Origin of the sequence: Dickeya sp. NCPPB 3274, assembly GCF_000406205.1 — a bacterium.
GTDB classification, from domain to species: Bacteria; Pseudomonadota; Gammaproteobacteria; order Enterobacterales; family Enterobacteriaceae; genus Dickeya; species Dickeya fangzhongdai.
Genome location: NZ_CM001979.1, coordinates 4779628 through 4801641, shown reverse-complemented (window position 1 = coordinate 4801641; position 22014 = coordinate 4779628). Strand labels below are relative to the sequence as shown.

Sequence of the window (22014 nt, the reverse complement as noted above, 5' to 3'; positions counted from 1 at the left end):
CCGTCTGATCATTCATCCGTCGTTCAGTCGGGACGGTTCAGTTACATCCTTGTCTCTTATCGCCGGCGAGCCAGCGAAAGCTTTCCCTGATTGCTATTATGCATAGCGGAATTATCCATTTTTGTCTGAAATTGAGAACTGTTCTGATAAATGCGGCTAAATAGTGCGGCAAGGCCGCGGAGAGTCAAATCGGCGCGTCAGCGTATCGGATTCGGCAACTGCCGATCCAGGCGCCGAGGCCGACGGACAGCATGACGTGGGGCTTGCCGGACTGAATGGCAGGCAACGCAGCGGGTAGCAACAACAGCGGATCGACGGTGTAGCAGTGTCCGATATCCGGCATCAGACCGAGCGCAATGTTTTCCAGCGGATGTTGATGACGGCGGGAATAATTGAGCCAGCTTAACCGATTGACGTTGTGCGGTAAGAGATGGGTATGTGCCTGGTTGCCTGACTTTGTATTTTGTAGCGCATCGAAAATCAGCTCATCATGAGCTTGATAAAATGCCTTTTTGGCGTGCTCGCTACCATGAATGCCTTCATGAAACTCTGGTCGCTGTCCGGTATAGACTGGTTCTATTTGGAAGCCGGATGGCTGATTTTCCAGTAGTAGAGCTGCGAAGGCATCACCTACCATAGTACAGCCGGGAAAATATCGCTCCTGCATCGCAAATGCAGACAAAGTATCGCCGGCAATGATCGCCACCCGCTTCGCTCGTTGCTGCGACAGCAGCCGTTGGGCCAGCGCCAGCGCCCAAAAGAGCGTGGCGCAGTTTTGCTGGTCGAGTTCGTAGCAGGGGGCGCTATCGCGAATAAACGGATGCTCACGGCCAAGCTGAGCCAGCCAGGGTTGTCGTTCCGCCGCCTGCACCGGCATGCCGTGGGCGTAGATCAGCACATCAGCCGGGCGATCGGGGTGTGGCGATCGGCGCTGCAGCTCACTGAGCAGCCGGTGGAACACCGAGGCCAGCGGCACGTCGCTATCCAGCGCCGCCACCTGTCGAAAGCCGAACAGTTGCGAGAAAACCCGCGCTTCCGATGCGCTGGCGCCCGCGGCGCGAATAATCTCGCTGGCGTTCAGTCTCTGCTCCGGCACCCAGGTCACAAAGCGGGTCAGACGCACTGTTACTTCACCCCCTGCAATTATTCTACCCCCAGCAATTACTCCATCCCCTGCAATGCGACGGCGCTGAGCTTGTCCTGATAATGAATCAGCAGCAGGTAGTCGCAGCCTGGCTGGTAATTTTCCGCCAGCGCCACAAACGGCGCGGCGCACACCAGATGCGGATTGGTGGCGATACCGGTCAGCGCCGGCGGCAGCGCCGACAACAGCAGCGGTTCCGCCACCACGCATAAGCGGTTTTGCCGCAGCGTAAAGCGTTGGCATAACTGGGCTACGGTTTGCGCCAGGGTGTCGGCAGCGGGCTGAGGGTGGCGACAGAAACCCTGATAGCGCAGCGGCTGCTCATGGCAACTGACGGAAAACAGGCAGGCGTTGTTTTCCGGGGCGAGCGATTCAAGCAGGGTAGAGTGATACGGCAGGTTGCTCTGATCGGCGATCAGCAATAGCGAATCATGGTCGTCTTCCTGCTGGCAATTGGCGATGCTGGAGAGCGCGAACAGCGCCGCGTCCGGCCCGCGATCGCTGATGGTCAGCGCCAGACAGGCCGGCAGCCTGAGCGATTCGATCACATAGTTGATCACCGAACTGCCAAGATGTAAGTCCGGCGTCCAGTGCGCCATCAGCACGCTGTCGATATGCGACAGATCGTTTCTGGCCCGATAAACGGGCAGCAACTGACCGATCATGTTGATGAACGATGTCAGGTCGCTGGTCCGGCTGCCGCATTGCAGGTTGGCCATCCTCTCATGCCAGTCAAGACCGTTGCTGTCGAAGAACCGGGTGGCGTAGCTGTGCCAGTAATACTCCTGCGCCGGGCTGATCGCCTGCCGCGGCATGCTGGCGGGCGACGCAAAGCGGCGGTGCAGTATCGACCGTGGGTCAAGATACGTGGGCACAGACGCCTCCCCTGGCTGTGTAGCAACGGAAACTGTTCATCAGATGGATATTGGCGGTGCCTTCCATGTATTCGAACGCCAGCGCGTCGCGACAGCGGCGGCGTAACGGCGCGTCTTCCAGCCACGCCTGCTCGCCCAGCAGATGCGGCATACGGTGCGCTACTGTTTCCACAAACAGGGTACAGCGCCGTTTCAACTGGCTGGTGGTGTGGTATTGCGGCTGACCGGACTGGTAGCGCCCGGCGATTTCCGACAGTTGCTGTCGCAACAGATGGTAAGTGCGCCACTGCTGGGCGCGCCAGCGTTGCTGTTCAGCGTTGAGTGCGGTGTCGTCCAGCACGCGCAGCAGCCCGTAGGCGGTGCCGAGCGCCATCGCGCTGACCATCGGGCGATGGCGTTCAAACACTTCTCCCAGCGCGGTCAGCCCCTGATTCAGTCCTTTACGGTCATAACCCAGAATGCGATCCGGCGTGATCGGCAGCCCGTTGATCTCGATTTCCGTCAGGTTAGAACCCTGCAGCCCGAACTGCTCAAGCGGCGTGATCGTCATATGAGCGCTGTCCTGTTCCGGCTCCACCATCACCAGCCGCTGGAGGTTGCCTTCGCGGGCGAAAACCAGCCCGACGGACGCCAGTTGCGCGCCGCCGATGAATTTCTTGCGGGCATTCAGCACGTAGCCGTTATCGGTCGGCGTCAGCGAGGAGGCGATAGATTGCGTATCGGAACCGACTTCAGGCTCGGTGACGGCAAAAAACGCCCAGCAAGGCGGCTGGTTAAAGCGGGAGAAGAAGAACGCCTGCTGTTCCGGCGTGCCCAGCACCGTGACCGCTCGTGCCGACAGCGATGCGCCGGGCAACATCATCAGGCCGCTGGCGTCAAAGCGGCTAAGGTACTCCAGCATGTCGATGTGATCGCTATAGTGGCAGGCCTGATAGTCCCAGCCCCGGAACGGAATGAATTCGGGCGGAATGCCAATGTAGGCGATGGTATAAAGCAACTCATCCTCAAGACAGGATAACGCCCGGCTACGATCGGATTCTACCTGACTGGCCGCCTGCCGTAATTTTTCGCCCAGTGCATCCAATTCTTTTAATACATTACTGAACGTAAGAGCCTTCATGTTCTGTCCTGTTAGTCGAGTCGCAAAAAATACCATTCGCACGATAATTATGTACCTTATCGGGAATAGCAGTGGTGTATTGCCCGATATTGCGTTTTGGTTAAATCTTGATCAGTAACGATGAGTAGGTCGCGCCCAGCCCCACGCTGACCAGCAGCACGATATCGCCTTTGCGTAGCCGCTGTTGTTGCTGCAACTGGCGTAGGTTGATAAACGGGTCGGCGCCAAAGCAATGACCATAGCGCGGGACGTTTTCCAGAAAGATTTTCTCCCGTGGAAAATTCATCAACTGCGCCAGACGATGCCACGACGAGAGATTGACGTTATGAGGTGCGATCCAGTCAATACAATCAATGGTTACGCCGGCTTTGTCCAGCGCTGCCTGCAGGTGTCGGCAGGTAAAATCAATATAATGCTGCCCGAAGTCGGAGGCTTCGTGCTCGTCGACGCCTTTCTGAATACTGAAGCGTCCGTCCTGACCGGTGTAACGGCTGAGGATCGCCGGGCCGTCGCCCTGACGGCTCAACAGCACCGCGCAGGCGGCTTCGCCCATCAGGGTGGTGTCTTTGATTAGCCTTACTCTGGGGTGAAAGGCTTTCTCGCCGATCAGTATCAGGCCGAAGCCGTCGGGCGAAAGTTGCTTCAGCAACCATTCCGCCGCGGTGAGCGGGGTGGCGCAGTGGCCCATGGTCAGGCTGGCGAATTCGGTCTGGGGTGAAAAGCGATCCAGCCAGGACGGCGTCTGGCTCACGGTTTCGAACACCCGCACGCAAGGTACGGTATGGCAGTGCACGACATGGCTGATGGCGGCGAAAGCCTGCGGTTGGCTGTGCTGCATTTGGTCGACAACCGGCGTCAGCAGTTCGTCCAGCGTGCCGGGGCCGCCGTGAAAACGGCGTAACCCGTAAAAACGGTCAAACATGCGTACATCAAGCCGGGTCAGGCCGACTTCCTGCGCGACCTCGTCCAGTGATTGTATTTCGGGCGGAAACGCGACTTCTATCGCCTCAAGGTGTCCTAGCACAAGCGCACTCCTGGCGGTTAGCGGGGTGAAAAAGGGCGAACAGCGTGTCCGGCGTCATGATATGGAGCGTGTCATGGTAGCGGCGCGGCGGCGCTAGCGCGGGTAAAGCCGGCAGTAACGGTAGACGACCGGCTCGGCGTCGGCGCACGGGCTGATGCGGCGCAGCGGGTCGCTCAGATAAAGCACGGCGCCGTCGTGGTCCAGCAGCGTACCGGCCAAATCACGCTCGGCCTGTATCCGCCCTTGCGACTTGATCCCCAGACTGTGATGAAAACCCGGCGCGGCATAGAGCAGGCTTTGCAGCAGCGGCGTGCGAAACTGGAGCGGCGCGCCGTAATACTCGTACAGCAGGACGCTGTTGGCATGGCTGGCGTAAAAATGGCGGCAGAGCGCGATGACGTTGGCGGCATGCAGGCCGAATTCGTCGCTGTGGACGGGCTCATGCAGAAACCAGGGAATAGCGGGATCGGCATGATTGAGGGCAAACCACGGAGACAGCAGGGCATGCTGTTCCGCCGTCAACGGGGTGGCGCGGGTTTCCACCGCCAGACTACCGGTCTCCTGCACTATCGGACGGCTAACGGGGGCCAACGCCGGGTATGCCATGCTACGCCCCCCGATAACCGTGATTAATCAGGTGGATGAAGGTGGTGCCTTCGGTGTATTCAAAGGCTTTCACGTCACGCCAGGCTTTCGCCAGACGCGGATATTCGCCCAGCGCAGCGGGCGGCGCATGATGAATGACCGCCATGACCACCTGCTCGGCCACCCGGGTGGCGGTGATTTTCGCCAGCCCGGCGTCGCGCCCGCAGGTTTCCCCCTGTTCGAAACGTTTGCAGACCATCCGGGCCTGCGACATGGCTGCCTGCAACTGCCGCCGGGCTTTCAGCAACCAGGAGGAGCGGGGCGTGGCCCAGCGCTGCTGCAGGGCGAGGTCGAGCGTGGAGCGGGCGACGCCGAGCGCAATCGCGCCGACGCAAGGGCGCAGCGAGTCGAAGGTTACCATCGCGGAGCGGGCAAAACGCTCGGTCGGTCTCAGGTGCTGCCCCAGCAGCGCGCTGTCCGGTACGAACAGATCCCGGAACGTCAGATGCGACACGTTGCAGCCCGGTACGCCGTTGATCGGGATACGCTCGGCGAACACGCCATCCTGATGGCGCGGCGCAAAGGTGAAAACATTGATGCCGAGCGGGCCGGATGCGGTGCGGGCAAACAGCACGCCGGTGTCGGCGATGACGCCATTGCCGATCAGATATTTCTCGCCGTTGATCAGCCAGCCGCCATCCACCTTGATGGCGCTGGTCTGGATTTGCTGCGCATCGCTGCCCACTTCCGGCTCGGTCATGGCAAAGCAGCTCCAGGTCAGCTCGCGGCTAAACTGGGAGAAGAACGCCTCCCGCTGTTCCTGGCTGCCCATGTTTTCCACCACCAGCGCCGCCATACCGGGCCCCGGCGCGGCGAACAGCAGGTTGGGGTCAATGTAGCCAAACGATTCGTAGGCTTCGCACCGTAGCGGCAACGGCAGCGTTCGCAGGGCGACGCCATCGTCCTCCAGCCAGCAGGTCGGCCGGTAGTCGGCCGGCACGCCCAGCGTATTGAGCATCGGCGCCAGCGAATACTGCGCGGTAAGGCGCGCTTTCTCCGGGGCGATATCTATTTGCCCGCCAAGGTGACGCCCCTCGGGCAGGGTGCCTTCAATCAGGCGCTTTAGAGGCTCAAGGAAAAGGGCGTAATCATTCACGCGGTTTCTCCTTGTGCGATCAGACTGGTGCTACCGGACATGATCTCCATGATGCCCGCCTCCGGTTTATACAAGTGGCTGGCCAGCGGTCCCTGCGGATAGGCATGAAACGGGCGCGTCAGCGCCAGCCAGCCATCGTCGCGCAACTGCTGATATTTTTTATCGAAATCATCCACTTCAAAGCAGATGTGGTAGGGCAGGCAATCTTTGTTTTCCTTGTCCAGCATGCCGCTCAGCAGCCGGTTTTCCGGCAGCGGTTCCACCAGTTCAATCTGCATATCGTGGCGGGTTGTGTTCATGAAGGTGACGTAAATCTGCTGCGCGCTGACTTTCTTGCGGTGCACGGTGATATGCGGGAAAAAAGTCGCCATTGCCGCAATAGTGGTCTCACTATTTCTGACGATGTATCCAAGATGGCTGAATTTCATGACTTTTCCCCCGTCAATACCGTTTGTATCAGACTACCGGCGACAGCGGTTTTTTTTTATGCCTGCTTGCAGGTCGTACCGCTATTTTGGCGACGTGTTACTTCGGTAGGGTTTCCGCGTCGGTTTCGAATCGCCGCATTAGCGCCTGGCGATCGGTCTTGCCGTGCAGCGTCAGTGGAAACGGACCGGTGAACCGGATGATGCGCGGCACCATGTAAGCGGGCAGCCGCTGCGCCAGCTCGCGTCGCAGGCTGGCGCGCCGCTCGTTGGTGTCGATGCTCAAATGGACGCATAACACCAGTTCAGTTACGACGTTATTGTTTTTTTCGATGATCACCGCTGATTGTTTTACCTGATCGCATTGGCTGGCGGCTTTCTCGATTTCGGCCAGATCGATTCGATTACCGCGCCATTTGATTTGGCTGTCATTGCGCCCCTGAATAAATAATTGCCCCTGCTCGTCCAGATAGCCGATATCGCCGGTACGGTAATATCGTTCATTATCCTGATAACCAAATGCCTGATTAGCAGGTAGATCATTTGGTAAATAACCTGCCCCGACCTGAGGGCCCAGAATGACGATTTCGCCATGGCGACCAGCTGGAAGTGGTTTTTTCCACTCATCACAGATCACAATGTGGTTTTTGCCCTGTGGTCGCCCTAATGGCAAGGCACCTATCGTTTTGGCGTCAACAATGGGGGGTAAACATAAGGCGTGGGTGACGCAGGTAGTTTCGGTGGGACCATATGCGTGCCGTACCTCTGCCTGAGGAAACCGGGTTTGCAATGTTTGCACCAATGAGGGAGAAACTGGCTCGCCACCAACGAAAATAACGCGTAGTTCAGGCAGACTTTTGGCGTTGAATTGGCGATCCATACACATAATGTCTAAAAAGCTGGGCGTGGAAAACCAACTGCTGGCTTTTACTGCGGATTCGGTGAGCAACTGCAGGTTCTTACGGGGGCGGATATTATTAGCGTGATTGAGCATCAAGACCGGCTTGCCTGCAGCCAGCGAAGGGAAAAGATCCATAACACCCATATCAAAAGACAGACAGGCATGATTAACGTGACTGCCGGGGAAGCGTTCTGCTTCAAGACTGGGAATGTACCAGTCAGAAAATGCAGCAAAATTCCCATAACTGATTTTCACCCCCTTCGGTTCGCCGGTGCTGCCAGAGGTGGTCAGGATATAAAAGAGTTGTTCTGACGCCGGTATAACCGCCGGGAGTAGAGGGCTAACGTCCGCCAGACTGGTCGTGAGGATAATCGGCGCTGACAATGAGGGAAATGAGGTGCGCGGTTCACACGTCAGCAGGACCAGATCTACCTGAACCATCGCAGCGATACGTTCGATACGGGCGGCCGGGTTGGCGATATCGGCAAAGGTGAAGGGAATGGCTTCAAACGCGCAGGCCAGCATGGCGGCGGCGGCGTCCAGCTGCTTGTGGCCGTAAATCATCACGCAGCGCGGCGTGTGCCGGCGCAGCGCCTGACGAATGCCTTCCACCCGACGTCCCAGTTGCGCAAAGGTATAGCTGCCGCTGTCGTTGACGAGAGCGAGATGCTGCGGGTGTTCCCGCATCTGTGTCCGAATCGGATTAAGAACTGACGAAAACATAGCGTTTGCCTTTGTCGAGCGCCTGCCGGGCGACGCGCTGGCGATCCAGCTTGCTGTTGTGGTTGAGCGTGGCGTCGTCCACCGGATACCAGAATTTGGGCACCATATAGAGTGGGAAATAGCGGCGCAGATAAGCCGCCAGCGCCGGGAAAATATCCGTCTGGCCGGACAGGATAAACGCCTGCAGTCCCTGAGGCGTGTCGTGCAATAGCCAGGGGGTGACGATCGCGTCCTGTACCTGTGGGTGTTCCCGCAGCGCATTTTCGATGTCGCTAAGGACGATGCGGTGGCCCTGAATTTTCAGTTCGCTGTCTTCCCGGCCGTGAAAGTAGAGCAGGTTATTTTGCAGCGAACCGATGTCGCCGGTGCGGTAACTACGGGTACCGTCGGGCTCGATGACGAAACGCGCCTGCTGGACGGGCGGCGCGTTCAGGTAGCCTTCGCCGACCGCCGGGCCAGCGATGATGATTTCCCCGCGTTCGCTGTTCGCCGGGGCATTGATGCGCAGTTCGACGCCGGGGCGCACATAGCCCAGCGGCAGCGGCGCGTCGTCATCCAGCATGCCGGGGGTAATGTCGCAGGCGGTGACGGCGACCGTGCACTCCGTCGGGCCGTAGGTATTGACGATGCGACAGCCGGGAAACGCTTGCCACAGGGCGCTGACTGTCTCTTTCGTCAGCACCTCGCCGCAAAAGATAAAGGTGTTCAGCCGCGGCAGGTTGTCCTGACGGAACTCCCGGTCTTTCAGATAATTACGGGTCAGCGCCGGGGTGCTGACCCAGGTTTGCACCCCGGCGTCGGCATGGCGGGCGATCATCTTGCGGGTATTGATGAAGTCGCGGTAGTCCAGCACCGAAAGCGGCTGAAGATAATGCCACGCCAGCCACAGCTCATACTGGGAGACGTCGAAGCAGTAGCGAATGTTGCCGCTGATCGGGCCGGGGGCGGGAAATGCGTCCGCCGCCCAGCGAACGAAATGCGCCAGATTGGCGTAGCTCACCCGGATGCCTTTAGGCGCGCCGGTGGTGCCGGAAGAAAACATGATGTAGGCAACGCCGCCGATCGCGTCCCGGCCGAACGCCAGCCCCATCTGGCGGCAGTGCTCGGCCAGTCGGGCGGCGGGCATATCGCATAATGCCGTTGAAACCGCCAGCGCGGGAATGCCGATATCTGGCGCCGCCTGCCCGGTGGCGTTGAGCAACAACCCAGCCTGAATGCTGCCGGCGATAAAGCGCAGGCGCTCGTCGGTGTTGTCGGTTTCCACCGGTACGACCGGATGACCGGCCAGCAGACAGGCCCACCAGACGATCAGGCAGGTTGGGTGTTTGTGGCCGTACAGCAGCACCGGCGCGCGCTGGCGATGCCCGCCGGCTTCATGCAACGCCTGCAACCGCTCCGCCAGCGCCAGTGCGCCCTGATAAAGCTGGTGATAGGTCAGGTCGCCTTCGGTGTGATGACAGGCGGGGGTGTGTACGCCGTCAAAGCGGGCGAACACGGTGGTCAGGTACTGCCACGACGCGATCATGCACAAGGGACGCCGTGCTCCAGTTGCGAGTGAATGAAACGGCCGAGCGAGTCGATGGTGCTGATCTGCTGGCTGTCCAGCGTCACCGGGTCGATGGACAAGCCTTCGATCATCTCTTCCAGATACATCATCAGTTCGATGAAGATGCCGCTTTCGAACCCTAAATCCCGTTCCAGATCGGTGTGCGGGTGCAGTTCCGACAGGTCGTCGGTTTCCAGCACCATGCCGATCGCCGTGACGATCTTCTGGTAGTAAAAATCCGGGCTGTAGCCGGTTTTGGGCGCGTAGTCCGTATTGAATGACATCGACGTTACTCCATCAGACCGGGTTGCGGGCAAACCTGAGCCGTTGCGCCCGCCGTCAGTTGTTCCTGCAGCAGCGAACGGTTGATTTTGCCGTTATGGTTCAGGGGCAACTGCGACATCAGCCGGAAGCGGCGCGGCACCATGTGCGATTCCATCTGGGTTTTACTCCAGCGCAACAGCGCCTTTTCATTGAGGTCGCCGCGGGTCACCACGCAGGCGATGATTTCGTCGCCGTAAATCGGGTGCGGTACGCCGAGCACCACCGCCTGTACCACCTGCGGATGGCGGTTGAGCACCGCTTCCACCTCTTTCGGCGCCACTTTTTCGCCGCAGCTTTTCAGCATTTCGTCCCGGCGGCCGACAAAATAGAGCAACCCCTGTTCATCCAGCCGACAGATATCGCCGGTGTACAGCACCCGTTCGCCCGGCAGCAGACCGGGGCGCAGCTTTTCGGCACTCTTCTCTTCATTGCGCCAGTAGCCGCACATGACGGTCGCGCCGCGGATCACCAGCTCGCCGGTGGCGTTGCGGGTATGGCGCTGGCCGTTGTCGTCCACCACCCACAGTTCGGTGTTGGGAATGGCGATGCCGACGCTCTGCGGGTGGGTGGCGAGGTATTCCGGCGGCAGGTAAGTGCAGCGGTGGCACTCGGTCAGCCCGTACATCGAGTAGATGCGCGCCTGCGGAAAAATGGTATGCAACTGATCGATATCACCGGCATGCAGCGCGGCGGCGGTGTTGGTCACGGTGCGGATGGCGCCGAAGTTATAGCGGGACGCCAGCGGCGCGATCAGCCGCAGCATGGTCGGCACGATCGGCAATACGGTGGCGCACAGGGTGACCATGCGCTGCAACGACAGTAGCGGACGCCGGAAATCCGGCTCTACGATCAGCGTACACTGCGCCAGCGCCGACATGATCACCTGATACAGACCGTAGTCGAAGCTCATCGGGATCATCGACATGATGCGGTCGTCACCGCGCAGTTGCAGGTAACCGGCCACCGAGCCGGCGGCGGTAATCATATTGCGTCGGCTAAGCATCACCCCTTTGGGCTGGCCGGTAGAGCCGGATGTATAGATGATGCAGGCCAGATCGAGGTCGATGCCCGCCACCTGCCGATCGCGTTCAACGGAGATGCGGTACGGTTCTTCCGCCAGCACCGCCGCTATATCGTTGCTGAAGCAGACGCGGGTGTGGCGATTGTATTGCTGCCAATGCTCGCCTGCCTGAGCGATGCCGATTTCCTCTTTCAGGGTGCGATCGGCAATCAGCAACCGGCAACCGGCGTTGTCCACCAGCCAGCTCAGTTTGCTGGCTTTGGTGTCCGGACTCAGCGGAATAAAGATCGCCCCCAGATACTGTAGCGCCCAGAAATAGAGCACGAACGTCAGTGAGTTCGGCATGCAGACGATCACCCGGTCGCCTTTTTCCACCCCGTTTTCACGCAGGTGGTCCGCCAATTGCCGGGCCTGCAGGCGCAGCATAAACCAGCTGACTTCGCGGTCGGTGTCGATGACCGCGGTTTTGTTGGCGGCTTCTTTGGCTGCCCGATCAAGCCAGGTGGTCAGGTGGGTAATGTTGGTCATGGAGCATCCTTATCAGGTACGGGAAGGGCGGGTGAACGGCCCGTCGTGGCAAGGTTGGTAGCGCAACACACCGGCGGTCAGGTGACGGGGTTCCGGCACCGCCAGCAGATAACGCCGGCCCGGCTGCGCATGGTGTTTCAGGTAGACGAACGGGGCGGCGCACAGTAACGATTCCGCCACGGCCGCAGTCTGGTGTTCGGGGAATGCGCTCTGCAACGCCGCCGTCAGCGACGGGGTGCCCAGCAGCGTCAGCGTGTCTGCCGCGGGCAGGCGCGAAAGCAATTGCCGCATGGTGTCGATCGGGTCGCCGTTTTCGACGTAAGGCTGGCGATAATACCCTTCAAATATCAGCCCGTTGGCCTGCTGGGGCGGGCGTTTTTCTATCCGCATCAGGCAACAGTTCTTTTGGGGACGCAACTGCGCCAGTCGCTCGCTGGGATAAGGCGCTACATCCTGATCGGCGATCATCAGCAACGCCTCGCGCCGGTTTTCATCACTGGCCAGATAGTCGTCGATGGCGCACAGTGCGAACAGCGGCGCCGCCAGCCCGCGATCCGACACCGCCAGCCCGAATGCCTGCCGGGCGTCGCAGGCGTGGATCAGCGCGTTAGATACCGCGCAGCCGAGGTCGCTGTCCGGCGTCCAGTGGGCGAACATCACCAGATCAAGCCGTTGCAACGTATGACGCGCCTGCAATTCGGGCAGCAAAGCCTGCATCATCGCGGTAAAAGTATGACGGCTGTTGAGCCAACGGGTCAGCAGGGCGTCGTCCGGCTCCTGCGTTTCGTCGTGGGAACGGAAAAAAGCACGCAGGTAATCCGCCATCAATGCCTGACTGGGATGCGGGGCCAGTAACGCGGCCTCGCTCTCGGGCGCAAAAGCGCGCCATACCAGGTCATCCGGCTGGATACACAACGTCATGGCGTATCCCCGCGCCAGATCTCGACCGGCTGTTGCCGGGCCAGCAGCTGTTCGGTGGTTTCCGGCTGGCGAATCAGGGTGAGGCGGCGACCGTCCACCATCACTTCCGCCGGGTAACCGAAGCTAAGGAACGAGCCCGGCGATGCGGTCAGCCCGTAAGCGCCGGAGTGGGTGATGGCGATCAGATCGTCGACCGCCAGCGTCGGCAACAGCACGTTGTCGCCCAGCAGATCGGTGGGCGTGCAAAGCGGCCCGCTGACCTGATAAGGCTGTAACGGCCGCTCCAGATTGTCGCCCAGCCGCAGCAACGGAAAGTTTTTGCGCAGCATGCTGTTCAGGCCGGCCGCCGCACTGTGACAATTAGCCCCGCCATCGCAGATGGCGAACGTTTTCCCGCCGGCGGTTTTCAGGGTGTTGACCCGGGTGACGAACAGGCCGGCTTCCGCCACCAGATAACGCCCCAGTTCGATGATGATCTGCGTGGCGGCGGCCTGGCTGCGGAAGTCAGCCACGATTGACGCGATGGCCTCGCCTAACGCCGGCAGATCCAACGGCGTTTCCTTCGCAAAATAGGGGACGCCGAAACCGCCGCCGACATCGACAAAATCCAGCGTTAACTGGTGCGTATCGCGCAGATTTAGCGCCAGTTGCAGGATGTTACGGGTGTTGTCGGCGATAGATTGGGCGTTGAGGATCCGGGTGCCCAGATAAACATGAAAACCGCGCAGAGAAACGGAGGGCCAACGGTGCAGGCTGGTCAGCACGGTATGCAAGGTATCCAGCGTCATGCCGAACTGGGTGGGTTTGCCGCTCATCACCAGCCGGGCGTGCTCGCTGCTGAAATCCGGATTGATGCGTAGCGCCACCGTCTGCATGGTATTGGCCTGTGCGGCCAGCCGATTGAGGTTATCCAGCTCCGCTACCGATTCCACCACAATCGCCCGGATGCCGCAGTCAATGGCGAGTTTCAGCGCAGGCAGGGATTTGCCCGGCCCGACATACAGGATGTGCTGCGGCGAGACGCCCGCCGCCAGCGCGGTTTTCAGCTCGGCAGGCGAGCAGACCTCACACCCCGCTCCCTGTTCCGCCAGCACGCTAACCACCGAAAGATTGGGATTGGCTTTCAGAGAATAGTAAATCGCGGTTCCGGTTGGCAGTTGCTGGCGGAGTCGCTGGAACTGGCCGCGCAACTGACGGGCGCTATAAACATAGAAAGGCGTACCGATGCGGTCGGCAATATCGGCGACCGGCACCTCTTCTATATAGCCGTCGGCGAACAGCGCATCAGCCTCGGAACGGGTAACGGGATGGGCGGGGTCAGCCATGATGAAGCCGCTCGCGCAGGAAGCGCGTCAGACTGGTCAGATTCTGGAAGGCGTCAAAAACGCGGTCGTTCGTCAGGTCGAACAGATCGCCGCTCAGATTGTAGGCTGCTTCGCAGTGGTCGCTGAGCACGGCAATCAGAGTAACGATGTTGATGGAATCCAGCCGTCCTTCTTCGCCGAACAGGGGGGCTCCCTGAAAGATCTCGGCGATACGGCCTTGATCGACGCCAATCGCGGTGAGTTTGTCACGCAGGAGGGTATGCAAGGTGTCATCATCATGATGAGTCATTACCGGATAATCCATTCTACTCCCCTTATCTGTCTCTTTGACGGGAGTATAACCAGCGTTATTCAGGCGTTTTGTTTGAAATTGCACGCTCGCTGATATGAAAGGATTAATGTCGTCAGATCGGCGGTAAAATCGGTATAATTTATTCTGATAGCTACGTTATTGCGTTTTTTGTCCGAATGTTTCCATCATCGATATTTTACGGGCAGCGCGTGCGGGATATAACGGGATGCGGTCGGGCATTCCGTCAGACATCGACAGGCAGAAGGGATAGTCGGGGCAATATCGGGATACAGAGTGAAAATAAAGAGAGGGGGGAAAATGACCTTTCTCTCTCCTGCGAGCCTTGTGGGATAACAAGAGAGAGAAGGGCTAACAATATAGCGTTATTGCCTGCCATACTCCGGATTACAGATAGGTGACCGCCTGCATTCATCCCCGTCGCCGACTCATGTCAGTTTCCGGTGATTCACTGGGTTGCCGCCTTCCCGTCGCCCGAATTATTTAGGGCATATACCCGTCATACTTCAAGTTGCAGGTGTGTTGGCTGCGTTACTCGGCCCATTTCATGGGCCTCGCCCCTTCGGGGCCGCTGCCAGCAGCGTTCAAATCGGCTTACGCCAATTTGTCACTCACCCCTGTCACTTACTTATGTAAGCTCCTGGGGATTTACTCGGTTGCCGCCTTCCTGCAACTCGAATTATTTAGGGTATAGAATTAATAAACTAACGGATATTTCCCTGGTGTGCGCCAATTTGGCTTTCCGATCTTTAAAGCGGATCAGATGTTTTTATTTTTGTACTTGATGTTATTTTTTGAAAATTCTAAGGATTCTGTACCGGGAAAGATAGTTAGACTTAGGTATAGGTTGATACTATACTTTCGTGCCGTTATGGTCAGGCTGGGCTGTCGCACGCGATTTTGGGAGAGTTGGATGTCTATATCATTCTCTAACGTTGACTTCATCAATAGCACAATACAAACCTATCTTAACAGAAAGTTAAAAAGCTATGGCGACCCCAAGTACGCCTATTTGATCATGAACAAGAAGAAACCGACGGATGTTGTGATCATCTCCAACTATCCGACGGAATGGGTTGATATTTACAAAAATAACAACTATCAGCATATTGACCCGGTAATCCTGACCGCCATCAACAAGATTTCCCCTTTTTCCTGGGATGATGATCTGGTCATCAGTTCAAAGTTGAAATTTTCCAGAATATTCAATCTCTCCAAAGAATACGACATTGTTAATGGCTATACCTTTGTGTTGCACGACCCGGGCAACAATTTGGCCGCCTTGTCTTTTATGATTGAAGAGCATCGCAGCGAAGAACTGGAAGCAATTATTCAGAATAATAAAGATAAATTGCAAATGCTGTTGATTTCGGCTCATGAAAAACTCACCTCTCTTTACAGAGAGATGAGCAGAAACAGAAACAACAGCAAGTCGCAGGAAGCCGATCTTTTCTCACAAAGAGAAAACGAAATTCTCTACTGGGCAAGCATGGGGAAAACCTATCAGGAGATTGCGCTTATTCTTGGTATCACCACCAGTACAGTAAAATTTCATATCGGCAACGTTGTAAAAAAACTGGGTGTGCTGAATGCCAAGCATGCAATCAGGCTCGGCGTTGAAATGAATCTGATCAAGCCAGTGGGACCAGCAAAGGCAAGGTCTTAAGCTGCTCGGATTCGGCCGTTGTTATCTGCGTAATGCGTTCGATCAGCGCGTATCGGCTCTCATCGTCTGTGGGCAGGTGCAGCAGATAAATTTTCTCCTGTTTTTCCGATAACCCTTGCTGAATGATGGAAATGCGCCAGCCTGAACGTTTTAACAAGGTCAGCATAGGGTGGCTGACAATCGTGAGTATCCCGTCATAATGGCATTTTCTGGCGTAATTGATCATGGCAAGAAATAACGTCAGGCAAGCTGGGTTACGGGTGCCAATCAAATTTCTTACGCGGTCACGGTCGACGAAAAACCGGCTGGACTCAATGTAATTTCCTTTGGGGATGTTGAGACCGTCGAAATAAGAGAAGAACGTGCCAGTAATCATGTTGGGATATTTCATTTCTATAAATCTGACACTGCAAATGATTTTTCCTTCCTTGACGCCTAGCAAGTAGGTCGTGTGTTCATTATCGTACTCGTCAAATTCCATCCCGTTAATACAGTTGACGGTCCAGTCCAGACGGTCCTTAAATGTCTCTTTGCGTAGTGTAAATACCTCATCCAGCTTATTATTTGACATTAAGCTAAAACTCACATCAAATATTTCTAACATATTTCCCCCTGTCATCACTTTTATGTCTTTTTACGCAAAAACTCACCTGGTGGGGATATATGTTAACGTTTTTACCGCTTGCTTTTCCAGCGTGATTATTTGCATCCATTTAAGGAAAGTTTATTTTCATTAGTTGACATATTATTTCCTTTTCTATCCTCATTGTGGCATCTGCCAGCTGGACAATCTCCCCCTTGTTGTCGTGACAAAGCTCGTCTGGACTGACAGGTGGTCCGATGTGGTTAACGGTTATGCACTGTCTGGTCGGTGTTTTTCGGACATAGAAGGGCGATAAGATTAATTGGCGGGCAGGTCCGTCATTAATGCCGATGCTAGTCCGACAGATGCTAGTCCGACAAGGGGAAATGATGTGTCGTAATCCCGGTTTTCCGGCCTGCTGTTTCCATCTGATGGAGGGCGACTGAGGGTGTTTAGATGATGTACGGGAAGGCGATACAAAAAAAGTATCAATAGTGACGAGAAGCTGTGCTTAATTAATGGAAATAATAGCGTGGTAATGATGTATGGTCCGTCACTGCCATCTGATATGGCTACACGGATGATCATAAACTGAAAAAAGGGACTGACATATGCAGAAAAACACAACGTTCAGGTTGGCGTGGCTGGTTGCGCTGGCTCTGACGGCCACAACGGCAAGCCATACGGCTGCTGCCGCGGAAAGTTCGGGTTCAGGAACCGCTTCGTCATCGGCCGCGACCATTGCGGTGGGGACGATTGATCAGGTCTCGTTTGGCGACAGCGCATCGGAGAAAAGCCATAGCCTGATAGCAAATAACAGCCAGACGCTCTCCGGCGGGCTGGGCGAATCTGCCCGCAGATTACTGCCGCTCAGCCCGGCAGGCGTTTATGGCGGTAGCCTGACGGTGACCCTGCGGGTAGATCCGCTGCGCCGTAACTACGTTTCCGTCAAGCTGTGGGGAGAGGATGACGGCAACTATGATACCGGCCGTCTTTATCTGTACATCGTCAAAGATGGTGTTGAATATCAGGTTGGCTACCGTCACGAAGGCGACTATGCGCCGCTCAGCGTCACCCATTGGAATAAACCGTTGCCCGGGCGTTTCTTCTACTCGACCACCTTGTTGCCTTACGCGATGACCAAAGGCAGCAGTACCGTTACCCTGAAAATCGTTTCCACCGGCCGTCTCTATCCGTTCGGCAGCGGCGGTCCGGATGCCAGTAATCCGTATCAGTACGCGATGAACGTGCCGAGTCGCGGGATTTACCGGGCTTATACCCATGTCGATCCGTTCCTCGACGTTTCGGGCGAAAGGCAGGGCAGTGCGCCGGCGGTCACCACCCGTCCTGCTCCGGGCGATGAGATTCTGGGCGCGAATGGCTCGTTCCGCGTCGCCATCAATAACCGAATCGCCAGCCTGCTTGGCAAGGCGCCTTCCACCGATGCGCTGTCTGGCGGCGATCTTCGCTATCTGGCGCGCGCCTGGTCCGTTGCAGAACTGAGCAGTTATCAGAACCCGACGGTGGTTGCCAGAGTGGTGGCGGCGCTGGATGCCTATGCCGCCAGATACTACGACAGCCCTGATTTCGCGAAGAGCAACTGGGGAGGCAACTTCGGCACTCTCGGTCAGGCGATGTATTACCTGCGTGACGCGCTGACGCCGGCGATCCTCGACGCCTCAATCAGCTATGGCGCCGCAGGTACGAAAACACGCCGTACCGCCTGGGCTGATATGCTGTTCGCCAGTCGGGAATTCGGTCGCCTGCAGGATCGCCGGACCCTGACCAATCAGTCGCTGATCGCCAGTACCAGTATTTATTTCGCCAACAAAGGCATGCTGGTGCTGAAAGACGCCCGCGCCTTCCCGGAGGGTATCGCGCAGCGCTACATCAAGGAGGCTGCCGGTCTGTTGCCCTGGACAGGCAACGACCTTGCGGACAATAACGGCAACGGCTTGCCGGACGACGGTGGCCGTATTCCCTACGGCGATAGCTATTATCAGATCACCGATAAAGGTCAGACCCGTGAGTGGGGCTATGTCGGCGCAGGTTATGGCGAAGTGCAGTCGTATCTTGCCGAATTCTACCGGGTTACCGGTAATGAGGATTTTCGCAAGCAGATGGTGAAAATGACCAAAGCGCGTGCGCCGTTCCGCCGCCCGGCGGTTGAAATCAGCAATGGCGCCAACTACCGTTCGATGGAAGCGATTGGCCTGCTGGCCTGGCGAGGCGCGCATGAAAGCGACGGTAACTTCGCCGGCTATATCGCTTATGCCGACGCGGTGAATACGAACGAACGCGCTAAGGCGTTGCGTGTCGCCGCCGCCAGCAAGGACGCGGCGCTTATTGGTTACGCCAGACAAATGCTGGAAGACAATCAATTCTTCGCCAACCTGGCCGGTGCGGAGTCCGCGTTTGAGGCGCTGGACGTGTTCGCCGATTATCGGACGGTCAAAACAGCGAGCGATAACGGTGTCCGTCTGCCGATGACCGACGGACAGCCTGACTTTGCCTGGGTGGATGAAGAGAACGCCATCGCGGCGATCAAAAAAGGGGACGAACGCCTGTGGCTGAGCGCTTACTGGGAGGCTAAGGCGGGAACGGGCATCAATGGTCTGGCGCGTTTCCACTTTAGTACTTCCGGCTATGACCAATACGGCATACTGGAAACCACGCCGATCTTCCGATCCACCACGGTGTATGCGCGTCCCAACCTGATCGATATGCCGGAGAAGACCCCTTACACGCCGCCTAATCCGCCGGGCAACGCCTATGCCGGAGAGCTGCTGCCGCTGGGTCCGGTGCCTGCCGATGCGTCCAGCGACGATCCATTCCGGGGTAAGGCCGATTTTTACGCCTTGCGCTTCGGCCGCTATCTGATGGGGATTAACGCCAGCATTAGCAACAGTTATGCGCTGAAAACGCCGGTTGGCTTCAACGCGGCGGAAGACCTGGTGTCACAGCGAACGCAATCGGGCGGTGTGACCGTGGGGCCACGCGCCAGCGTGGTGCTCTATCTGGATGGAACCCGTGATGCCAAACCGGTACCCGGCACGCCGCTGTACCTGAAAGCGCAGCGCAGCAATGATGTAACCGGGCTATCCTGGACGGCGGCATCCGGCGCCGAGCGCTACAAAATACTGCGTGCCGCCAGTGAAAACGGTGATTACCAGACGGTCGCCACCGTTACCGCCAACGCCTACAGCGACAGTTCAAAAGTACCGACCGGCGGCTACTACTACCGGGTCGTCGCCGTGAACGGCAATGGCGAAAGTTATCCGTCCATGTGGAGCCACCCCTGATAGGACGGCGCCGGCGACGGCTACCTGACGGGGTTTGACCTCCTCGCCACACGTGTCTGGTCTGACGGCCAGCGCGTGTGGCGTTTTACTTTTTTCGCCGGCTCATCCTGCATACTCATGCGTATCCCGCTGATTTCCTTCACTTCCCGGCGTATTTCATAAGCTGGATGATTTTGCTGGATGGTTTTCCTGCGCAGACTTCTTCGTGATACCGCGCAGAATGCGCCTGCCGACCCACCTAAAAAAGTTCGTGATAGTGAAAGTTGGTAATCCGTTGAATGCCTTGTTTTTTCATATTCATGACATAAGAGTGTGATATGGATCGCACTTTTTGTGAAGTGGGGTATAGTTACTATAGTGATAATTGACTTGTCATTTACGAACATCATCAACAACGAAAACGTAAAAAAGGAAGCAATCATGAATATGAAAACTGTCTTTACCGCCATCGCACTGAGCACACTGTCTGTCGGCGCTTTTGCTGCAACGGAAATCCAGTACCCGCAGGGTCAGGAAATCGGCAGCATCTCCGCCAGTGCCAACACGCTTGATAGCCTGCAGGCTAAACTGGCCGCCAAAGCGGATGCCGCCGGTGCAAAAACGTTCCAGATCACGTCCGTTCAGGGTGACGACACGCTGCACGGCAACGCTGTTCTGTTCAAATAAAATCAATCAATGAGGCAGGGGAGCGTACCCCTCTCCCATCCCTGACATCATTGATAACCCTCCCTTTGTGTCTGTCTTGATACCTCTTTTAACCGGGCTTGCGCCCGGTTTTTTTATGTCGTGTGAATGACTGATGGATACTATTCAACCCGGAATACCTGGGGATATTTATCGCTGGCGGCTTCGTGAAATATATCGTCCAGCCAGACAGGGATTTCCTCTTCCGTCGCATCGTCTGGTATAACAACGCCGTGAAGCGGAGAGTGCTTTCGTTCATTCAGATCGATGCGGAATACCAGCCACTGCTGCTGGTGTCGTTTTACGCCGATAATCTTGCCAAATACGTTATAAATCAGCACAAGCTTCTCCTTTGAGAGGATTGATTCAAAGAGCGATAAGTTCGTGTTGTACTGGTGATATTTTTAACAAGGAGAACCGGGTAATGAAAGGAATGGCGATTATTTTGTTTTCATGTGTCTCATTTTCATGTTTTGCGAGAAGTGATTATGACATGACGATGTGCCGCAATGGCGCGTTTCCCGGTTATCCCGGCCAATATTCTGTCGCCAGAATCAACGCGCCTAATGGCGATAAAGTGCATTTTTACGATGATGACAGTGACAAAGGATGCCCGGAGAATCAGGCGCTTTGCCAGCAGAAAGCCTATCTGATTAGTGGTGACGGCGTGATAGTGGCGCAGGAAAAAAGCGGCTGGTCTTGTGTGTGGTATTTTGGCCGGAAGTCTGAATTTGTCGGCTGGCTGCAATCGACTTATCTTGAAAAACAGGCCATCGAAACGGTTGGAGTCAACGCCTGGATCGGTTCATGGAGTGATGGTTACAGTAAGATAAATATTACCCGCGGGAAAAATAGCACGCTTCATATAAAAGGTAATGCCACCTGGAATGGCGGGGCATCCGGTTATGGCGAACCGATTGTTCATATCGGTAGTATTTCTGCCTCGGCGACACCGAACGGTAATACGCTTCAATGGGGTGATACGCGTGAAGAGTTTGAATGTAGTGGTGTGATGCAGTTAATTAACGGTAATTTGATCGTTGAAGATAATGGCGAATGTGGTGGAGCAAATGTCAGTTTCAGCAGTATTTATCGTTTGAAAAAATAATGCGCTGGCTAATATATCATTGCTTTAGTCACTGGACTATACAAAGTCAGTTAATCCGACAGGAAATATTTGCTCGTGCTGCCAAAGGGAATATTATGGCCGAACCGATGTGTTGGAACGCATTTTAGATTGGATATTATTCAATCAAATGAAGTAAGGAGAGCGGTATGCCAGGAGCGGCTCGCTTAAATGATATTGGAAGCGGACATGAGTGCTTTCCAGATACCCCGATAATAGAAGGCAGTTCTGACGTAGTGATTAATGGCCTGCCGGCGGCACGGGTTGGCGACACGGTTCAGATGCACGGATGCCCTTGTCCCCAGGCGCCTCATGGCGCGCATGGTAGAAAAATATCGTCAGGGTCCGCTACGGTATTGGTTAATGGGAAGTCCGCCGCGCGGATTGGTGATGATATTGACTGCGGCGGCCTGATTGTTTCAGGCAGCGGCAATGTGATTATTGGTGATACGCCCTATCGATCTCCGGTACAACATTGTGTGGAAGCGGCGGTAAAAAGACGCGATCCGTTGATCTCTTTTTCGGATATCATGAAAAACATGACTCCTCTACCCCGATGGAGTCGATAGTTGATTAAAGATAGTTGATTAAATAAAGTCCCTGATACAGGTGGCATCAGGGACTATCAGATGGTCATCCATGTAGAAAATAGTGACATTTAATCGTAGACAGGCTTGAGTCGATGGATAATATCAGATTACTTATCATCTAATGAGAAATCATCT

At 56.3% G+C, this 22014-nt stretch carries 20 protein-coding genes and 1 pseudogene; 5 read left to right on the top strand and 16 right to left on the bottom strand.

Annotated elements, in window-relative coordinates; genetic code table 11:
• Positions 1-184 precede the first annotated feature (184 nt).
• The 14 genes from DXX3274_RS21475 to DXX3274_RS21410 all read right to left on the bottom strand — a co-directional run bounded on the left by DXX3274_RS21475 (position 185) and on the right by DXX3274_RS21410 (position 13922).
• Positions 185-1123, bottom strand: coding sequence for a 3-oxoacyl-ACP synthase (locus tag DXX3274_RS21475; protein WP_042861590.1), 939 nt, complete (start codon positions 1121-1123; stop codon positions 185-187).
• Between the two features lie 38 nt (positions 1124-1161).
• Positions 1162-2019: a hypothetical protein gene (locus DXX3274_RS21470; protein WP_042861589.1), complete on the bottom strand. Its 858-nt coding sequence runs from the start codon at positions 2017-2019 to the stop codon at positions 1162-1164.
• Complete coding sequence (locus DXX3274_RS21465) at positions 2003-3139, bottom strand: acyl-CoA dehydrogenase family protein (protein ID WP_042861588.1); 1137 nt, start codon at positions 3137-3139, stop codon at positions 2003-2005. The genes DXX3274_RS21470 and DXX3274_RS21465 overlap by 17 nt, the downstream gene beginning before the upstream one ends.
• Positions 3140-3239: 100 nt before the next feature.
• Positions 3240-4163 (bottom strand): 3-oxoacyl-[acyl-carrier-protein] synthase III C-terminal domain-containing protein, encoded by a 924-nt coding sequence (locus DXX3274_RS21460; protein WP_042861587.1) that lies wholly within the window; start codon positions 4161-4163, stop codon positions 3240-3242.
• 93 nt (positions 4164-4256) lie between these two features.
• Positions 4257-4769, bottom strand: a complete 513-nt coding sequence (locus DXX3274_RS21455) for a hypothetical protein (protein ID WP_042861586.1) — start codon at positions 4767-4769, stop codon at positions 4257-4259.
• A gap of 1 nt (position 4770) precedes the next feature.
• A complete protein-coding gene (locus DXX3274_RS21450) occupies positions 4771-5904 on the bottom strand; it encodes an acyl-CoA dehydrogenase family protein (protein WP_042861585.1) in 1134 nt (377 codons plus the stop codon).
• Positions 5901-6332, bottom strand: a complete 432-nt coding sequence (locus DXX3274_RS21445) for a VOC family protein (protein ID WP_042861583.1) — start codon at positions 6330-6332, stop codon at positions 5901-5903. Before DXX3274_RS21445 ends, DXX3274_RS21450 begins: the two co-directional genes overlap by 4 nt.
• A gap of 97 nt (positions 6333-6429) precedes the next feature.
• Positions 6430-7953, bottom strand: coding sequence for an AMP-binding protein (locus DXX3274_RS21440; RefSeq protein WP_042861582.1), 1524 nt, complete (start codon positions 7951-7953; stop codon positions 6430-6432).
• On the bottom strand, positions 7934-9478 hold the full coding sequence (locus tag DXX3274_RS21435; protein WP_042861581.1) for an AMP-binding protein: 1545 nt from the start codon (positions 9476-9478) through the stop codon (positions 7934-7936). Before DXX3274_RS21435 ends, DXX3274_RS21440 begins: the two co-directional genes overlap by 20 nt.
• Positions 9475-9783, bottom strand: coding sequence for an acyl carrier protein (locus tag DXX3274_RS21430; RefSeq protein WP_042861580.1), 309 nt, complete (start codon positions 9781-9783; stop codon positions 9475-9477). The genes DXX3274_RS21435 and DXX3274_RS21430 overlap by 4 nt, the downstream gene beginning before the upstream one ends.
• 5 nt (positions 9784-9788) lie before the next feature.
• A complete protein-coding gene (locus DXX3274_RS21425) occupies positions 9789-11372 on the bottom strand; it encodes a class I adenylate-forming enzyme family protein (protein ID WP_042861579.1) in 1584 nt (527 codons plus the stop codon).
• 12 nt (positions 11373-11384) lie between these two features.
• Complete coding sequence (locus DXX3274_RS21420; RefSeq protein ID WP_042861578.1) at positions 11385-12293, bottom strand: hypothetical protein; 909 nt, start codon at positions 12291-12293, stop codon at positions 11385-11387.
• A complete protein-coding gene (lysA, locus tag DXX3274_RS21415) occupies positions 12290-13618 on the bottom strand; it encodes a diaminopimelate decarboxylase (RefSeq protein WP_042861577.1) in 1329 nt (442 codons plus the stop codon). Before lysA ends, DXX3274_RS21420 begins: the two co-directional genes overlap by 4 nt.
• A complete protein-coding gene (locus DXX3274_RS21410) occupies positions 13611-13922 on the bottom strand; it encodes a hypothetical protein (protein WP_038663603.1) in 312 nt (103 codons plus the stop codon). The genes lysA and DXX3274_RS21410 overlap by 8 nt, the downstream gene beginning before the upstream one ends.
• A 919-nt stretch (positions 13923-14841) precedes the next feature.
• Here DXX3274_RS21410 and DXX3274_RS21405 point away from each other — a divergent pair.
• Positions 14842-15594 carry a LuxR family transcriptional regulator gene (locus DXX3274_RS21405; RefSeq protein WP_042862270.1) on the top strand — a complete coding sequence of 251 codons (753 nt, stop codon included), beginning with the start codon at positions 14842-14844 and terminating at the stop codon, positions 15592-15594.
• Here the strand turns inward: DXX3274_RS21405 and DXX3274_RS21400 are convergent.
• Positions 15560-16198, bottom strand: a complete 639-nt coding sequence (locus DXX3274_RS21400; RefSeq protein ID WP_042861576.1) for an acyl-homoserine-lactone synthase — start codon at positions 16196-16198, stop codon at positions 15560-15562. The genes DXX3274_RS21405 and DXX3274_RS21400 overlap by 35 nt on opposite strands.
• 590 nt (positions 16199-16788) lie before the next feature.
• Here DXX3274_RS21400 and DXX3274_RS21395 point away from each other — a divergent pair.
• Positions 16789-19479 carry a fibronectin type III domain-containing protein gene (locus DXX3274_RS21395; RefSeq protein ID WP_238556068.1) on the top strand — a complete coding sequence of 897 codons (2691 nt, stop codon included), beginning with the start codon at positions 16789-16791 and terminating at the stop codon, positions 19477-19479.
• A gap of 420 nt (positions 19480-19899) precedes the next feature.
• Positions 19900-20145: a YdgH/BhsA/McbA-like domain containing protein gene (locus DXX3274_RS21390; protein WP_049842698.1), complete on the top strand. Its 246-nt coding sequence runs from the start codon at positions 19900-19902 to the stop codon at positions 20143-20145.
• Positions 20146-20285: 140 nt separating this feature from the next.
• On the opposite strand, the gene DXX3274_RS21385 is transcribed toward DXX3274_RS21390, so the two are convergent.
• On the bottom strand, positions 20286-20504 hold the full coding sequence (locus DXX3274_RS21385; RefSeq protein WP_042861575.1) for a hypothetical protein: 219 nt from the start codon (positions 20502-20504) through the stop codon (positions 20286-20288).
• 83 nt (positions 20505-20587) lie between these two features.
• On the opposite strand from DXX3274_RS21385, the gene DXX3274_RS21380 reads away from it, so the two are divergent.
• Together DXX3274_RS21380 and DXX3274_RS23185 are read left to right on the top strand one after the other, a co-directional pair.
• On the top strand, positions 20588-21271 hold the full coding sequence (locus DXX3274_RS21380) for a hypothetical protein (protein WP_152495289.1): 684 nt from the start codon (positions 20588-20590) through the stop codon (positions 21269-21271).
• Between the two features lie 167 nt (positions 21272-21438).
• A pseudogene (locus DXX3274_RS23185) lies at positions 21439-21822 on the top strand (type VI secretion system PAAR protein); the annotation flags it as partial.
• Between the last annotated feature and the right edge of the window lie 192 nt (positions 21823-22014).

Bases quoted from the DNA above. Each gene is read 5' to 3' on its own strand.
- DXX3274_RS21465 (WP_042861588.1), bottom strand. From the start codon at position 3,139: ATGAAGGCTCTTACGTTCAGTAATGTATTAAAAGAATTGGATGCACTG.
- DXX3274_RS21455 (WP_042861586.1), bottom strand. From the start codon at position 4,769: ATGGCATACCCGGCGTTGGCCCCCGTTAGCCGTCCGATAGTGCAGGAG.
- DXX3274_RS21445 (WP_042861583.1), bottom strand. From the start codon at position 6,332: ATGAAATTCAGCCATCTTGGATACATCGTCAGAAATAGTGAGACCACT.
- DXX3274_RS21440 (WP_042861582.1), bottom strand. From the start codon at position 7,953: ATGTTTTCGTCAGTTCTTAATCCGATTCGGACACAGATGCGGGAACAC.
- DXX3274_RS21435 (WP_042861581.1), bottom strand. From the start codon at position 9,478: ATGATCGCGTCGTGGCAGTACCTGACCACCGTGTTCGCCCGCTTTGAC.
- DXX3274_RS21430 (WP_042861580.1), bottom strand. From the start codon at position 9,783: ATGTCATTCAATACGGACTACGCGCCCAAAACCGGCTACAGCCCGGAT.
- DXX3274_RS21425 (WP_042861579.1), bottom strand. From the start codon at position 11,372: ATGACCAACATTACCCACCTGACCACCTGGCTTGATCGGGCAGCCAAA.
- DXX3274_RS21420 (WP_042861578.1), bottom strand. From the start codon at position 12,293: ATGACGTTGTGTATCCAGCCGGATGACCTGGTATGGCGCGCTTTTGCG.
- lysA (WP_042861577.1), bottom strand. From the start codon at position 13,618: ATGGCTGACCCCGCCCATCCCGTTACCCGTTCCGAGGCTGATGCGCTG.
- DXX3274_RS21410 (WP_038663603.1), bottom strand. From the start codon at position 13,922: ATGGATTATCCGGTAATGACTCATCATGATGATGACACCTTGCATACC.
- DXX3274_RS21405 (WP_042862270.1), top strand. From the start codon at position 14,842: ATGTCTATATCATTCTCTAACGTTGACTTCATCAATAGCACAATACAA.
- DXX3274_RS21400 (WP_042861576.1), bottom strand. From the start codon at position 16,198: ATGTTAGAAATATTTGATGTGAGTTTTAGCTTAATGTCAAATAATAAG.
- DXX3274_RS21395 (WP_238556068.1), top strand. From the start codon at position 16,789: ATGCAGAAAAACACAACGTTCAGGTTGGCGTGGCTGGTTGCGCTGGCT.
- DXX3274_RS21390 (WP_049842698.1), top strand. From the start codon at position 19,900: ATGAATATGAAAACTGTCTTTACCGCCATCGCACTGAGCACACTGTCT.
- DXX3274_RS21380 (WP_152495289.1), top strand. From the start codon at position 20,588: ATGAAAGGAATGGCGATTATTTTGTTTTCATGTGTCTCATTTTCATGT.